This window comes from Streptomyces sp. NPDC098781, from assembly GCF_044759995.1.
Classification (GTDB): Bacteria; Actinomycetota; Actinomycetes; order Streptomycetales; family Streptomycetaceae; genus Streptomyces.
Genome location: NZ_JBIWAK010000013.1, coordinates 145950 through 161643, shown reverse-complemented (window position 1 = coordinate 161643; position 15694 = coordinate 145950). Strand labels below are relative to the sequence as shown.

Sequence of the window (15694 nt, the reverse complement as noted above, 5' to 3'; positions counted from 1 at the left end):
TCTCCTCGCACGAAGGCCGTTCACCTCACAGCGACCAGGACGTTCTTCCGGGACTGCCAGGAGTGGGAGTGGATTCCCACCGATTCGACCCCGTCCGCGCGCTGGCCACGCCCAGGAGCGTCGCGGCGCTGATCAGCCCCGACCCCGGGGTGACCGCCGACGACGAATGGGCGAAGCGTAGACCGGTGAGCAGGTGGACTTCCTGTTCCCGCACCGGGCCAAACGCCTCACGAACACCTGCATCAACACCGCGGTCGTCCCGTCGCTCTGCCGCAAGGCCAGCGTCCCGACCGCCGATGTCCGGGGCAACGTCACCCGCCGCCGGGCCCGGTCCACGATCGCCAGCCAGCTCTACAACGCCAAGGGGCTCATGACGCTCTTCGAGCTGCAGGCCTGGCTCGGCAACCGGAGTCCGGAAGCCACTCAGCATTACGCCAAGATCACCCCCGAACACGCTGGCCAGGGCCTACAGCGATGCCGGGTACTTCGAGCGCAACGTCTGGACCATCGAGGTCCTGGTCAACCGCGATGCGGTTACCTCTGGAGCGGACACCGGCAAGAAGGCCATGGCACCCGTGAACCACATGTCGAACACCGCCGTAGATCCACATGACGGGCTGGTCGCTGTGGGGGCTGGCGGTCCGTCATGGGCGTTCTTTGGATGACTGGCGCCCCCAACAGGGCTGGGTCGCGGGACCGCCCTCCTCCCTGGATGCCGCGGCCCGGCCCATCGGTTCGTGATGCCCCACCGCCGCACGTGCCCTATGGGCTTCTCCCCGTCCCGCCGCGCCAACCAGGCCCGAGTGCACCTACTTCTCCCTCACCGCACACGTCCCCCAGACCAAATCATCTGGCGCCCTGACCTGGTGTGAGCCCCCGCCAACAGCCTCAACGGGCCCGTGGCTCAAGGACGACCGCACCCCTGGGGCGTCTGGTGCAGGGCATGCTGGAGGTGGGTCCCCAGGTCTACGCGATGTGACCCGTGACCCGCGGTTTCCTTCACTAAGGAGCAAGCGCGGTGTCCCCCGCGATCGGGCCGGCGCAGCGCTCTGACCAAGTGTGATCCGCTCTCAGCTCGGATGCATAGGTGTCCAGCGCCCTCTCCATCTGTGTCGGAGCTGATCGGTCCCGATCGTCCATGGCGCCGGTCAGGCTGGGAACACCCCTGACGGTGGCGGGGAGTTCACGCAGCAGGATGAGTGGCCCTGTGTCTCCCATGCGCAGACGGAGCACTCGGAATCCCGTGCCGGGCGGGAAGATCACCTCATCCGGAACGCCCGACCTGCTTCCGGTTCCCAGCAGCGAGCTCGCCCGGCGTCCGGTGGACGACAGGATCGCGTACCGCACGTCGCCGGCCGGGACCGGGGAGACACCGAGCGGCACCGCGCTGATCGGGGCCGGATCCCGCAGCACCATGCCTGGTGTTAGACCCTCCAACCCCGCAGACACCGAACCGCCGCGCAACACCACGCCGCGATATGAGGAGAGTTTGCGCAGTCCCGACACCAGACAAGCGATGTAGGGATGCAGAGTGTCGTCGTCGTTACGCAGGGCACGCACGAGGTCCTCGTGGTACAGGGGGCCTGATCCGGCGGTCAGATAGGCGTGTACGGCTACGAGGTCGACGCGGGCGAATTCCTGCTCGGCCAGTCCGCGCAGAACGGGCATCCGGGTCAGCGCTCGGGCGACACTGGCATCGTGGTGGTCCCACTCGGACCCGGCCAGTGCACGGAAGGCGGCGCGTTCGGCATCGGTGCTGCGGTGCGTGGACGGAAACGGGACCGGTACGGCAACTTGGGCCGGAACGGAGATCTGCCCGTTGAGGGGGGTCGAGTCTGCTGACAGCGACGCGCCCTCGGGTGCGGGTATCAGCGGTGTCGTTTCCGCTTCCGGTGCCGGGCCAGGTGATGAGGGCTCGGAGTTGGGCGGCGATGGGGGATCCCCCCGGCCGGATTCGGGCTCCGGCTCGTACTCCGGGTCCGGGTCTGGGCCTACTGGATCCGGATCCCGCAGCGGCTCCTCGGCAGGGTCGGTGGGATGTTCCGAGGCGGCTTCGTCCGCCTGGGACGTTGCTGCAGCCGACGGAGTCGGCGCGGAAGCAGTGTCGCGCAAACGGGTTGAGGAGCCATCACCGTCCGGTGCCTGCGGGGCGCGCGTGAGCGGGTCGGAGGTGAAAGAGTCGCCCAGGAGCGGATCGCCGGCGGGCGCTGGGGTGGCGGAGGCCGCCCGACCGCTCGCCGCAGAGGACTCGGGCCGGCTTTCGGGTGCGGCCGGCTCGACCGGGACGGACGGGCTCGCGGCGGCACCGGACGGGCCGGAAGGGCCGTCCGACCCGGTGGTCATGGGACGCGACGGTGACGGGACTGGCGGTGTCTCCGGCTCGGCGGGCTCTGCGGGCGGTCGCGGTCCGGGCTCCGCGGGCGTGTGCGGCCCCGGCTCCGGAAGCACCGGTGTGACAGCGGAGGGCGGCCGTTCCGTGGTGACTGCCGGGAGCGGCTGCCCCTTCACGGGGAGCGGCTCGACGAGCGCCACGCCGTGACGGACGGCGAGCCGTCGCATCCGACGCCCTCCGTCGAGCGCTACGCCGTGGACGTACAGGGTGGTGTGCTCCCGTACGTCCACGTCCAGGTCGAAAAGGAGCCTCGACAGGTCGGAGATGAGGGGCTCCTCCAGGGGCTGGCCCCGTTCGCCCACCTCGATCGCCACTCTCCCGGCGTCGACCGGCCGCCCGGCCAGCGGCGGTCTGCGGCCGCGCGGGCCGACGGCGAGACCTGCCCGGGTCACCGACACCTGCGAGTGGTCGGACAGATGGACCACGCCCTCCTTGGCGTTGCCGTAGCCGGGGATCGGCGGATGCCATCGCAGAAGCCGTGGGGCGGGCGCGGGTGCCCCGTCCGGGTCGGGGGCGGGCTGGCAGGCCACGGCCTCCACGAAGGGCCGCCACGTGGGTGCGCCGTCGGCGTCGAGCAGCACCGGGCGTGCGGCGGCGGTCTGCCTGTTCGCGGCAGAGGCCGCGACATCGGCCGCCGCTCCGGTGACGGTCCCGGGCTCCTTGACGCCCTCGCGGGTGAACAGCGCGGGGCCGGTCAGCAACTCGACCTCCGCGCCCAGCAGATCGGCGACGTCCTGGGCGACCGGGAGCAGGTCCGATGCCTTGCCCGGGGCGAGGCGGACGGTGGCGCGTACGGGGGCGGGCAGGGCGGTCAGCAGTGCGGCGAGATCGTCGGAGGGCACCCCCGAGTTGTCCCCGGGCGTCCCGACCAGCATCGTCGGTCCACGGTCGTGGGCGGGAACCGCGTAGGCCAGGTCACCCGGCTGCGGGGACCGCGCCCGGGCAGGCCGGACCAGCACGCCGGCGGGTACCTGCTCGACCACGCACCCGCCGCGTGTGCGGCCGGGCAACTGTCCGATCGCCGCCTGCCAGGCAGGGGCCGGGCTGCGCGGCCCCAGCGACCGGGGTTCGGCACCCGGGGCGAACCGCCGCCAGCCGGCGCCGCTGTCCGCCGGTCCCAGAACGAACAGCGAACCGCCGGGCACCATCACCACGTCGCCTTCGGGGGCGACGACCTCCAGCTCCCAGCCGTCGGCGATCCGCTGCGCCACGGGAACGCCGCCCGGACGATCCGCGCCCGCGCCGGACATCACCAGGCGGACCGTGGACGTCCCGCTGTCGTGCAGGGAATCCAGTACCTCTGCGAGAAGCGTCCACAGTTCCGGGGTGGCGTCGCCCTCGACTCCGACCACGACAGTGGTCGTACCTTGCTCGGCGGGCATGGCGCGCCCTGCCTCGGCCACCTGGTCGGTGGCGGCCGCGCCTTCCGGGTTACGGATCAGGCGGACGCCCTCGATGGTCTCCACGACCAGCGGCAGCTTTTCCTGGGAGGTTGGCCCCGCGGTGTCCGCCGGGGTGGGCTCGCCCTCGGGCTCCGACTGCCGACGTGATCTGCGGAGGCGTCCTGCCGCGTGCGGCAACACGCCACCGAGCCAGGTCACGCGGGACCTCCAGCCGAGGCTTCGCCCTGGGTGGCCTCGGGTTCGCTCTTCTCTGCGGAAACGGTCTGCTCGGCAGCGGCGGGGGCGGGTCCGTCCGCGCCCACCGTCGCCGGCGGCCGGCCGCCATCAGCCACGTCGTCCACCGTCACGTCTTCCGACGTCTCGTCATCCGACGTCTGGTCTTCCGGTGTGGACTCCGCACCGGCATCGCCAAGGGCGTCGACCAGGGACTTGACCTCCAGCGCCATGGACACGGGCGCACTCGGGCTGAGGTAGAGCACTCGCTCCGCCTCTTCCGGGATGTGGAGAAGGAGCTCGTGAACGGACATGATTTCGTGGGCGGGCAGTTCCTCGGGCTCGATTCCGTCCAGATGCGGTGCCAGCGTGAAGAAGGGCACCATGGTCCCGTCCTCGTTCGTTGTGACGAGTAGGTCCCCATTGACCTGAACCAGCACAGCGATTCTGTCCACCGCGGCCAAACTCCGGAGCACGTCTTCCTGCGGTCCGTAGCCGGTGGCGGCCCCCTGGACCGCGGCGTCCACGGGATCGGTGGGCTCCGGCCAGCCGAGCGCCTCCGGGGACGGGCGGTACCCTTCGTTCTCCTCCCACTCCACGATCCGGCCGGCCCCGTCCGTACGCCACCGGCCGATCAGTGCCCACTCCGGCGGCGGTCCGTCGCCCATCCAGTTCGGATCGGGCATGTAGAACCAGTGGTCGGGGGACTGCCGCGCGACAGCAAGAAGCTCAGGCGGAGGAGCGGGTATGACTTCCTGTCCCTGCGTGGAGGCCCGGTTGACCGCGACCTCCGGTTGCGCAAGGCCGTCGCCTTCACCATGGCCATCGACTTCGTCGTCAGCATCAGCGACATCGAGTTCGACGTATGTGCCGCCTCCAGCGTCGGGAGCGGAGTCCGTGTGCGTCTCGGTGTCCTCCGAGCGATCGTCCACGTCATCGGCGGGTCCTCGCCCCGGCTCCTGCGGTACGTCGCTCATGGCGTCCTCATCCTTCGCCGCTCATGGTCGCCGGGGGCGTGGGGTGCTCCGGCACCGGGGTCTCCTCAGCCGAATCCTCCGGTGCCGGTAGCTCAACTCCCTGCGCCGCGGCCTCGACCGCCTCGCGCAGTACGTCGATCTCCACCGTCATGCTCACCGGGCCGGACGGGTTGAGGTAGAGCACCTGGTCCTCGGGCATCAACGCCACCACCTCGGTCACCGGCATCAGTGTGTGGCCGAAGCGGCCCGCAGTCTGCAGGTGCACCGGGGACGTGAAGACCGGCATCACTGGTTGCCCCTCGGGTGTGGTGGCGGACAGTGGGCCGCCACCGGGTCCGGTCAGCACCGCCACTTCGGCTGTGGCCAGTGCCTGGGTGACGGCGTTCCCCGGGCCATAGCCCGTGGCCGCGAGCTGGACCGCCTCGTCCACTTCGTCGGTAGGGTCGGGCCAGCCCATTGCCTGCGGAGACGGCCGGTACTCCTCGTTGGCGCGCCACTCTTCGACCTCACCGCTCGGACCGGACCGCCACTGGCCGATGACCGCCCAGGTCGGCGGATCGCCCTTCCCGGACCACGCGGGATCGATCAAGCCCAGCCAGTGATCGGGGGCGAGCCGGGCTGCCTCCCTGATATCCGGCGGTACCGGTGGCATCTCGTCGCCGGAGCCGTCGGGCTCCTGATCGCCGTCGTCGACGTGTTCGACGGCCGTGGTCGTCTCGGTTTCGACGTCCTCGTTCATAGCTCCTCGTCGTGGTGGGACGCGGGCACTGGCCGCGGTGGCGACGGGTCGTCATCCGTCGTGTACCGCTGCCGCGACGCATGTCCGGCACTCCACCTACGAGCGGCCGCCCGCGCTGGTTCACTGTGCGGGAAGCCGGAGCCCGGGAGTGGGGTCTACTCCTCGGGCGTGCCCTGGAGACGACGCCGGGACGTGTCGTCCGGCATCCCTCCGGGCGGCGTCGACCACGCGTACCGAGGCACATCGTCATTGGCGCCCTCGTCCGTGAACGCGGCGGCGGGGCTCAGCAGTCCGGGCATGAGGTCCTCGCCGTTCTCCTGGCGCTCGGCCAATTCCCGTGCCGCCCGACGTATGTCGTCGGGTGTCACGATCATGCTCGCCGGCGAGGTGGGGCTCAAGTACAGCAGCCGCTGGTCCTCGTTCAGGCTGTCGATGAGCCCCATGAGTGACGATGTCCGGTTCGGCGGCAGCTCCGTGTTGTCCATGGCTGCCAGGGTGGAGACGGGCAGCACCGTCGTCCCATCGGGCTGCTCCTCGAAATCGGGCTGTCCCTCGGAGTCGAGAAATACGTTCAGCTCCGGCGTCACCGCCAGCATCTGTGCGACCGCCTCCACGGGGCCGTATCTGGTCACGGCGAGCTGAACCGCCGCGTCGACCGCGTCTACGGGCCGGCGCCAGCCGAGGGCCTCCGGCGATGGCCGGTACTCCTCATTGTCCTCCCAGCTGACAATGTTCCCTTCGCTGTCGGACCGCCACCGGCCCATAAACGCCCACGGTGGCGGCATGGCTCCGCCCACCCAGAATGGGTCGGGCAGGACGAAGTAGCGGTCGGGCGACTGCCGGGCGGCCTTGACGATCCCGTCGGGTGGGGCAGGCATGGCTTCGGGGGAGGTGACGAGTTTCCACACCCCCATCACGTCGGCCTGTGCCTCTTGCCCGGCCGGGAGCGCCTCTGGGCCGGTGTCCTCGGCGTGCTCGAAGGAGCGGTCCACGATGCCCTGCTGGTCCTCGTCGCTCATGTCGTCCTCACCTCTCGTGCGTTGCCCGGTCAGCGAGCGAATCCCATCAGCTACAGCAGCGTCGGCCGCCAGTTTCATCAGGATTCCTCTTCACGGTCTACGCGGTCCGCACGGTCCGGTTCACCTGCGGCCTGCGGGACCGTCCGTACGGTCATGGTGTGTCCTGGTGGAGCGTGGTCGCACCATCACCGGACGAGCTGGTGAGGAACTGCATCAGCGTCGTGTTCGGGCTGGATCGCGCCACCGTTCCCGCTTCCCGGAGCATCGCGTCCAACTGCTCGGCTCGACTCGCATTTGCCAGCCGCGGCCTGTACTGAACGTATCGGCCGAGGATGTCCTGGAGGTCCGCGTCGGTCAACGGGCCGGCAAAGGGATCGCTCCGCAGCCGGAACTCCTCCGTCGCTGCCGCTCCATGAGCGAGCTCCAGCGTCCGCGGGTCGTTCATGCTCCCCAACGAACCCAGATCTGGCCGCTCGAGGACCAGCCGCAAGGCGACCATCCAGCGCAGCAGCCGGCGCTGCACCATCGTCATGTCCTCTTCCAGCGGACCGGCCTCGGCTCCCGTCATCGGCTCATTAGCCCCGGGGATCTGATCCAGCCCGGTCTGCCGCGCTAGCCCGTCGAGGTCCTCTTGGCTCGGATACGGCCAGCCAAACCTCCACTGCGAGGAACGGCCGTCAGGGAACGCATCGAGTTCGAAACAGGTCACACCGCTTCTCTGGCCCAAGCCGATTGCTTCCGTCCCACCGACGACGTGACGGTATCCGATGGCATTGGCTATCGCCTGCCCAATGTCGGCACCGATGAGCCGCTCAATGCCGGACGGCCCGCTCATCGAGTGACACACATAGGCAAACAGGGCACCGTTACGCCTGCGCTTCAGAGCAGCAATTATCGGCCTTTTGTATCGCGCCAGGAATCCGGGGATTTGGGAGGGTACTAGACCAAGAAGCTCGCCCCTTTTTGTACGCACATACCCGATGCCGGGATTTCCGTGAAGGCCGACCATGGCGCCGATTTCGAAGGGCAGTGCGTCAAAAATGCCGGTAGCCATGTCCTGGCTGACCTCGATCGCATCATATGCGAAACTCTGGAGAATTTTCTGCGTCCGATGCAGCTTGACCGCCGAGTCGAAATCGAGACCAATCACCGTCATCCCGTCGGCGCTCAGCATCCACCGCATGCTGAGTTCGGCGTGCCTCACCCGCCTCACCTGGTCACCGTCCATAGCGAGGAAGGAAACATTCTCGTGAAGCGGGAACGCCTCTTCGCCACGGCCAGGCACCCATTGGACTGGGGGATGACCGGGCTTGTTGATGACGGAGATGAGTGAAGAGGAAGGACGTGCGGAAACGAAGACAGCGCCATCCGCAGCCCAGACCGTCCGATGACGCGTTCGACCGCGTCCGATCCGGTACGCCAACGACCGGGACGCGTCCACAAGATTCTCTGATTTCACCTCGCCGATCACCAGAACGACGTCCTTGTCCGCGGGCCGGTCCGGATCGTGTTCCACCAGTTCCGCGCAGACTTCACCATCGACCGTGAATCCCATCACCTCAGGGCCCGGAGCAAGGACGAAGAAGGAGTCGGCCGCCCACTTCGCCGGTACATCCACGGCCTCCATGATGCGATTTCCCGCGACGTCTTCCGTGAATTCTGCTGTCACAGTGGTGTCGATCACTCCATGACCGACACCACTCCAGTTACGGGCGGGTAGCCTGCCGTGCGGCGTCTCGATCCAGGCCGGGTACTGCTCCTGGTCGTAGGCACCGAGCTCCTGGAGATGCCGGGCTTCCAGCGCAGCGAGACTGCCCGCGCGTCCTTCCGCGAGGGCCTTCGTCACCACTCCCAGCAGACCCCGGATGGCATCCGTGCCGACATCTCCCGACGGACCGTCCGCATGCAACACGATCCGGCGTGCCAGTGCTGGAAGATCAAGAGGCCCCTCGGACCAGTCCGCGTGCTCCCTGCGCACCCGCTCCAGTGTCTGCACAGCGGCCACGTACTCCTCGAAGAGGGGTGACCTCAGCACCTCCCGGCCGAACTGGGCCATGAGGAAGGACGCTGCCAGTGAGGACGCGGCGTCAAATCCGCCCGCGCTCATCCGGCCAGACACCGAACTGCCGGTCGCCACCGCGTCGCCAGCTCGCCTGGAGATTCCCGCCATGGCAGGACGCTCCGCACGGGGCAGCTCCCCGGCGCCGCCGACCACCCCGCCCTTCGTTATCCGCAGGAGTCCCGTCCCGGCAGGGCCGTCGGCTGCGTCCGACGAGGACTGAGCTGTCCGGCTGTCACGACGGCGAACGCCGAGCCGCCGCCACCAGGACACGACGGCCGAGTGTTGCGTGGCCGTCATGGCCGGCGGACGGCTGAGGAACTCCTTCAAGGTCGCGACCGAGCCGGCCTGTTTTGCCGCTTCCCTGAGCATGGTGTCGAACTGATCGTCCTGCCCCATGCCTGCCAGGTGCGGCCGGTACTTGACGTACTTGCGGAGCATGGCCTGCAGGATTTTCTTGGTCAGCAGGGCGGCGGGCGGATCAGTGCATCGCAGTTTCTCCAGCACCGCCGCGCCATGGCCGAGCTCCCGCGTGCGCGGGTCGTCCAGGTTCCCCGATGAGCCCAGATCCGGCCGGTTGAGCAGCTGGCGCATCGCGATCACCCAGCGCAGTAGTCGGCGCTGGATCACCGTCATATCCGCTTCGAGCGGGCCGACGGCAGCACTTGGATCTTCCTGGTGGGCGGGGGGTACCTGATCCAGTCCTGTCTCCCGCGCCAGCCCGTCGAGGTCGTCCCGGGTCGGGTACGGCCAGGCGAATCGCCACCCCGAAGACTCCCCGTCAGGGAACGGGCTGAGAAGAAATCTGGTCTTGCCTTCTGGAGAAGTTCCCAATCCGACCTCCGCCGTTGCTCCGACGACCGGACCAAGTCTCAGCGCGTTGGCCAGGGACTGGCCCATGCTGCCGTCGACCAGTTCCTCGGCACCGGCCGGACTGCTCATCACAAAGCACACGTACGCCAGCAAGGCCCGGCCGGGCCGACGCTCCATGGCTGCGATGAGCACGTTTCTGTACCGCGCCATGTATCCAGGCAACTGGGCGGGAGTGAGGGTAATCCTCTTACCTGCCCTCGTATCCAGGAACCCCTTACCGGGAAGGCCATGGAAGCCGACAACGGCTCCAGTTTGGAAGGGAACGTAATCGACAGGGCCGGTGACCCCGTCCTTGTATTTGCGGACACTCTCATATCCGGTCTCTGCGGTCTCCGCCAGGTACTTCAGGGCAACCGCCGAGTCCACATCGGGGCCGATGATCTGCTGCCCGTCCTCACTCAGGCACCACCGCTTGTTGAGTTCGGAGTGTCTCACGCTCCTCACCTGGTTCCCATCCATAGCGAGGAATGAAGCGTTCTCGCGGATCGGGAATGCCTCTTCGCGACGACAGGGAAGCCACTGATCCTTGGGAACGCCGTACGTGAAGACGACCGAGATGAAATGAGGAGGATTTCTCCTGTTGCGGGGTCTTTCGACAAGTACCGTGCGATCGGCTGCGGTCCAGACCACCGGAACATCCGCTATCAGCGCGGCCCACCAAGCCGCATCAGGGTCTGCCGCGGAAATAACCCAGACGACCTCCTTGCCCGCAATCCGCGCAGGATCATGCTTCACCAATTCGGCCATTACTTCACCATCGACCCGGAGTCCCATCACCTTGGATTCCGGAGCCAGGACGAAGAATGAATCTGCTGCCCACTTAGCCCGACGGTAAGTGGACTCCTTTATCCGCCTGCCGCTACGGTCCTCCAGTATTTCTGCCGTCTGCCCGGTGTCGATGACACCGTGATCGACACCGCTCCAGTTGCGGGAGGGCATCGGGCCGTTCGGCGTGTCGATCCTGTCCGGGAAACGGGCCGGATCATAAGCACCCAGGTGCTGCAGATGACGGGCTTCCAGCGCCGCCAGACTGTCCGCACGTCCCTCATCGACCGCAAGCGCCACCAGACTGAGCATCTGGCGGACCGTGGCATGTTCAGCGCGTGCCGACGAATCGTCCTGGTGAAGTACGAGCCGCCGCGCCAGTGCCGGAAGATCAAGAGTTCGGTCGGACCAGTCCTCGTGGCCCGCGCGAAGCCGCTCCAGGATCTCCACAGCGGCCAGATACCGCGCATAGCTTGAATGCCGTCGCGCATCCGGACCGAAGTACGACTCGAGCGCCTCCGCCGCATCGAACCGGTGTGCTCCTACTCGCGCCTGAGGAACAGCAGGAGGCTGAAGCACTTCCGTTGCCGGAGCCGGATGCCCGACGCTGCTCCTCGTAAGAGGGGGCACAGACGTGGCCCGCACCTCTCGGGTTCCCGGAGCGTCGCCGGACGAGACCGCCGCAGGGTCAGGGTGGCCGCCGTCCACGCTCGGCGTGCTGTGCGGGAGGGCGGCAAGGTAACGGCCGTCGCCGTCGCGGAACATCAACGGGCCTTCGAGCCGTTCGTCCGATGGGAGAGGCTCGTGCAGGACGAGGGCGGTGCCGTCGAGTTCGGCGGTGCGCGGCCCGAGCTGGCGGTAGCCCCCCGTCGCCGGTAGTGCGGAAGCCGTCTGATCCGCTGCGGCCGCGTTTGGATCGGTGCCCGCAGGGAGCCCCGCCCCGGCTGTGGGCGAAGGCCCGTCGCTTTGCTTCCTGCCCCCTCCGGACAGAGGGAGGACGGACTGGAAATGTGGGCGGTCAGGAATGGCCGCGCTCAGGACAGGATTCTGGTGACTGGCATCGCGGACGAGCCCGATGCAGTCCCCGTACGGTCCTGGGAAGAGTTCGACATCGGGGTAGCTGTACACGTACCGGCCGGTGGCATCCGCAATGCCTTGCGCCAGATCGCGAATCTCGGCACCGATGCCCCAGGCCACGAGCACGATCGGTTCGAAGCGTGCGGAGTCCGGGTCCCGGTCGCTGGTCACTGCCAGTGCTTCGGCCATCTCGTCGAAGGGCACGTGCACGCGGTGTCCGTCGAGCTGAACGGACAGTTCGCTGCCGGCCCCTTCCACCAGCACGGCCTGCACCTTCCCCCGCCACGGTACGGGGCCGCCGGCAACGACGGTGAGATGACCGGACCAGGAGCGCTCCAGGATAATGATCCGGGTCAGATCCATCGCCGGGACCGGCCGGCCCAGCAGGTTGCGTACGGACCCGCCGTGAGCTTGCGCCACGGTGCCCGATTTCAGCATGCCCCGCAGGTCCAGATCGTGTGCTGCCCACGCGGCAGGACGGGTATCGCTGTAGCCCGCGGCGATCGCCTGCGCGACACGCAACTGCAGCAGCCGCCCCTCTTCTCCGCTAACCGGCTGGCCGGCCTCCAGATGCAGGACCTTGCGCACCAGGTGGTCCGGGGGGGCACCCTGGCCAGTGGCCGAGAGCGCCCGCACCAGCGACCAGTACGCCACCGACAGCTCCTGCGTACCGAGCGCCGCGTCACTGCCCAGGCGCAACACCTCACGTGTCAGGTCCTGCGCGGACCGAGCCCATTCAGGAGCGGCCGAAGTCACCGCGGGCAGGGGAAGGTGGCCGGTCAGGTCCCTGGTGTCAGCCTCCGCCCAGCGGACCGCCTCACGTAGCAGCCCGCGGTAGTGACTCTCTTCCAGCTGCGCAGGGATCTCCCCCGAGGTCTGTCGCTTCCACATGCGCGTGACATGCTCGAAGAACTCCATGGTGAAGGGCCCGGTGCCAGTGAACACCGGATCCCTGCGGCGCGACTCCTCCAGCTTGGCGATGCCTTGAACCAGCTTCCCGTTGAGCTCTGCGCCAGGCCCGAACGTCCTCCGCAGCGCCCGTACAAGACGCAACGCCGCCGCCCGCACCGCATCCGGGATGTCCCCGCCCCCAACATGCAGGCCAAGAGCGAGTGCAAGGGCGTCGAGCACGTCCCCGGTCGGCTCGGGCCAGAACTCCGCCCACTTGCCGAACTCGCCTCGAGGGCCGACGGACATGTAGGGCGTACGGGGATACGCCCCGGCATCGTGAGTCGGTGCGAAGACCCGAACGGCTGCGTGGTTGGCGAAGATCTGGGCCGGTTCGATCCGGTCCAGCGAAGAGGAGAAGACGTCCCGCCCCCGGGACCCCGAGTAGCAGCGATGCGCAATGACGTACATGGGCCCGGACGCCTCGTCGCGCATTCGCGTCAGGCTCGGACGCCGCTGCAGCCATCTGCCGACATCGACAGCAGTCGCCTCCATCCCCCTTTCGCGGCCGTCAGTCCGCGCGGAAAGCAGCGAGGTGCCATCCGGCAGGCTGTGCCCAGCGGCTATGTAGACCCTTGCGCCCGTGGGCAGTTTCTCCGTCCTCCACGGTGTCGCCTCCAGACCCACGATGCGGTCGGTGGGGGCGGCGCTGTCCAAATGGAAGAACCACAGCGCTGAACGGAGGTGTGGGTAGAACTCCTCACGGCCGTGGGCAAACTCGGCGCCGCTGTGGTTACTCCGGCCAACAGACTCACCTGTCTCCGGGTCGACGATGGTATGCGTCACCAGATCGCGGTCCAGTACCCATTGCTTCTTGCCGTTCGCGTCCCGCAGCGGCTGCCCAGCTTCGTCCGGGCCCTCACCGGGCCGCGCCACCAATCCGGGAACGCTGACCATCCACTGCCCCGCCGGGGCCTTCCCCGGATCCCTGTCGATCCGTACCAGATGCGGACTGGCGTCCCTCGGCGATCGATGGGTGCCGACCACCCCGGTGCTGGAGTGAACTTTCGCCTTCGTCACCGTCGCCACCGCACGGGCGGCGTCGGGCGTGACGGCTGCCATTGGCGTGCCCGCGTCCGACAGGGTCAGGAGCACCGGGGTGCCCTTCCCGTAGAACCTGTCGAGCAACAACAGTTCGCCCAGGACTGCTCCGGAAATCGCGTGCGAGCGCCCGCCCGCGCGCACCATGATGGTCCCGGGTTCTGCCCCGGCGGACGCCATTACCAGGTACACGTTCTGTGGCCACGGCGCCGACGCAGCCGACCCGTCCGCCTGCTTCAAACCGCCCTGGCCATCCGGTGTGAGTACTGAGACCTTCCGCAGGTCCAGTCCGCCTGTCGGCGCCTGCCCAATCCAGTCCCGCCCCTGCACACTGCCAGCGGCATCAACAATCAGGGAGCTACGGGACAATGCACCCAGAACCTGCAAGTAGAACGCCTCAAGGCCGGTCACACTGTGTGCCCGGCCGGCGGCCTCGGCATCAAAAACCAGATCCAGCAACTGCTGACGCTGCCCCGCACCTACCACCTCTAGCGCGTCCAGACGCAGCACACGCCGCACCACCCCATCCAGCTCCGCCCGCGTCCGCACACCCCGACGACGGCCATCCCCGAGAACAACCCCCGCAAGCGCCGCCAGCAGCAACCCTTCAACCGACCGCGCCGAACCCAGCACCACAGGCCCAGCCCCATCGCGGGGTCCCCAGGAACGGCCACCTTGATCGGCCGGGCCCTGCGTACCGAACGCGGTAGCCGTCGGGACGGTCGGGCGCGCGGCTGATGTGTCCCCAGCCGATGGTGTTGTTCCGTCCGCAAATGTCTCAGTCCTGGCCACGGCCTCGGTCGATGAATCCCTCGCCAACCGGTACAGCTCGCTGTGCGCATCGAAGTCCATGTGGTGGAAGTGCGGTCGGTCAGGAGCCTCCACCCTCCACACGGCGCCAACCTCGACCGGCCTGCCGGATGTGTGAATGCTCCCGAGCACCGGCTGCCCGCCCGCGCCCCCACCGGGTTGCACCACAACGTCGGCCCAGGAGTGGAATGTCCGCCGACCGGTGGCATCCGCCACCGCATGCGCCAGCTGCCTGCTCACCGTCCCAAGACCACGAACGGCAAGGACAATCGGCACGAGCGGGTCTATATCTCTCTCCTCCAGGTCGACTGCCAGCACTTCGGCCATCTCGTCGAAGGGCACGTAATAGCGCCGTCCGCCGAGCACGACATGCAGGTGACGGCCAGCACCCTCCACCAGCACGACGTATGCGGACTCTCCCCACAGGGACGCAGCGTCGCCGACAGGTACCGGCCGGCCGCCCCTCGATGCGTCAAGGACACCGACCCGGCTCACGTCCAGTGCCGTCGCCGGCTGGCCCAGCAGGCTCCGCACGAATCTCTTTCCTTCGCGGACCACTGTCGGTGCCAGCACGCCTTGGTTGATCAGGTCGTGGGCGGCCCACGCGGCGGGAATGGAGTCGCTGCGGCCGGCTGCAATCGCCTGCGCCACCCTCAGATGGGCACGCCATCCGTCGGTACTGGTCACCGCCCGGGCGTCGTCCAGATGCAGCACCTTACGCACCAGCGCATCCGTGGCCCCGCCTTGGTCGGCGATCCCGGAGTGCGCCCGCACCAGCGACCAGAACGCCAGAGCGATGTCCTGCACTTGCAGGCGGTCGGTCGCGCCGAGCCTCCGCACTGCCCGCGCCAGGACCTCCGGGCCGCTGTCCGTCCACGCCCGCGCAACGACGGACACTATGGGCAGGTCGAGTTGCCGGGTCAGTGCGCGCGCCCCGGCCGTGTGCCACCGGCCGGCCTGGACGAGCATCCGCCTGAAATCGTCCGGGGCCAGCTCTCCTTGGGCGGCACGAGGGTTCTGATCGCGCACGTACGCACGCGTGACGTGCACCAGGAACTCCATGGTGAACAGTCCCGTGTGCTTGAATTTCGGATCAAGCTGACGCAGCTTCGCGAGCGCGCCGATGCCCCACGCCAGATCCCTATCGCGCTCAGCTCGTGACGACTTGAAAGCCCTCCGCAGCGCCCGCACCAGACGCAGCGTCTCCTCCCGTACCTGCTCCGGGGCAGGTCCCGCACCCGCGTGTAGTCCCATGTCGCGTGCGAGATCATCCAGCTTCCGCCCGGCAGGCTCCGGCCGGAACGTCACCCATTCACCGAACTCACCCCGGGAGCCGGCCTCAAGATACAAGAAGTTGTCGGTGGTTGTGACCACGCCA

General features: G+C 68.2%; 6 protein-coding genes (1 of these 6 running past the window's edge). 1 reads left to right on the top strand and 5 read right to left on the bottom strand.

All coding sequences use genetic code 11. From position 1 onward, the window contains the following. Nucleotides 1-193: 193 nt before the first annotated feature. Nucleotides 194-613 carry a hypothetical protein gene (locus tag ACIQWG_RS38240; protein WP_404104901.1) on the top strand — a complete coding sequence of 140 codons (420 nt, stop codon included), beginning with the start codon at nt 194-196 and terminating at the stop codon, nt 611-613. Nucleotides 614-1002: 389 nt separating this feature from the next. Here the strand turns inward: ACIQWG_RS38240 and ACIQWG_RS38235 are convergent, their stop codons facing one another. From ACIQWG_RS38235 to ACIQWG_RS38215, 5 genes are all read right to left on the bottom strand, one after another. After that, nucleotides 1003-3993, bottom strand: a complete 2991-nt coding sequence (locus ACIQWG_RS38235; RefSeq protein WP_404104898.1) for a hypothetical protein — start codon at nt 3991-3993, stop codon at nt 1003-1005. Beyond that, a complete protein-coding gene (locus ACIQWG_RS38230) occupies nt 3990-4985 on the bottom strand; it encodes a type VII secretion system-associated protein (protein WP_404104896.1) in 996 nt (331 codons plus the stop codon). Before ACIQWG_RS38230 ends, ACIQWG_RS38235 begins: the two co-directional genes overlap by 4 nt. Nucleotides 4986-4992: 7 nt before the next feature. Continuing rightward, nucleotides 4993-5724 carry a type VII secretion system-associated protein gene (locus tag ACIQWG_RS38225; protein WP_404104893.1) on the bottom strand — a complete coding sequence of 244 codons (732 nt, stop codon included), beginning with the start codon at nt 5722-5724 and terminating at the stop codon, nt 4993-4995. A gap of 155 nt (nt 5725-5879) precedes the next feature. Then, a complete protein-coding gene (locus ACIQWG_RS38220) occupies nt 5880-6743 on the bottom strand; it encodes a type VII secretion system-associated protein (protein ID WP_404104890.1) in 864 nt (287 codons plus the stop codon). Nucleotides 6744-6894: 151 nt separating this feature from the next. After that, nucleotides 6895-15694: the end of a lonely Cys domain-containing protein gene (locus ACIQWG_RS38215; RefSeq protein WP_404104886.1), read on the bottom strand. Its footprint extends 34547 nt past the window's final position; the window shows 8800 of its 43347 coding nt (coding positions 34548-43347); its start codon lies beyond the right edge, outside the window — the gene reads right to left on this strand; the stop codon is at nt 6895-6897.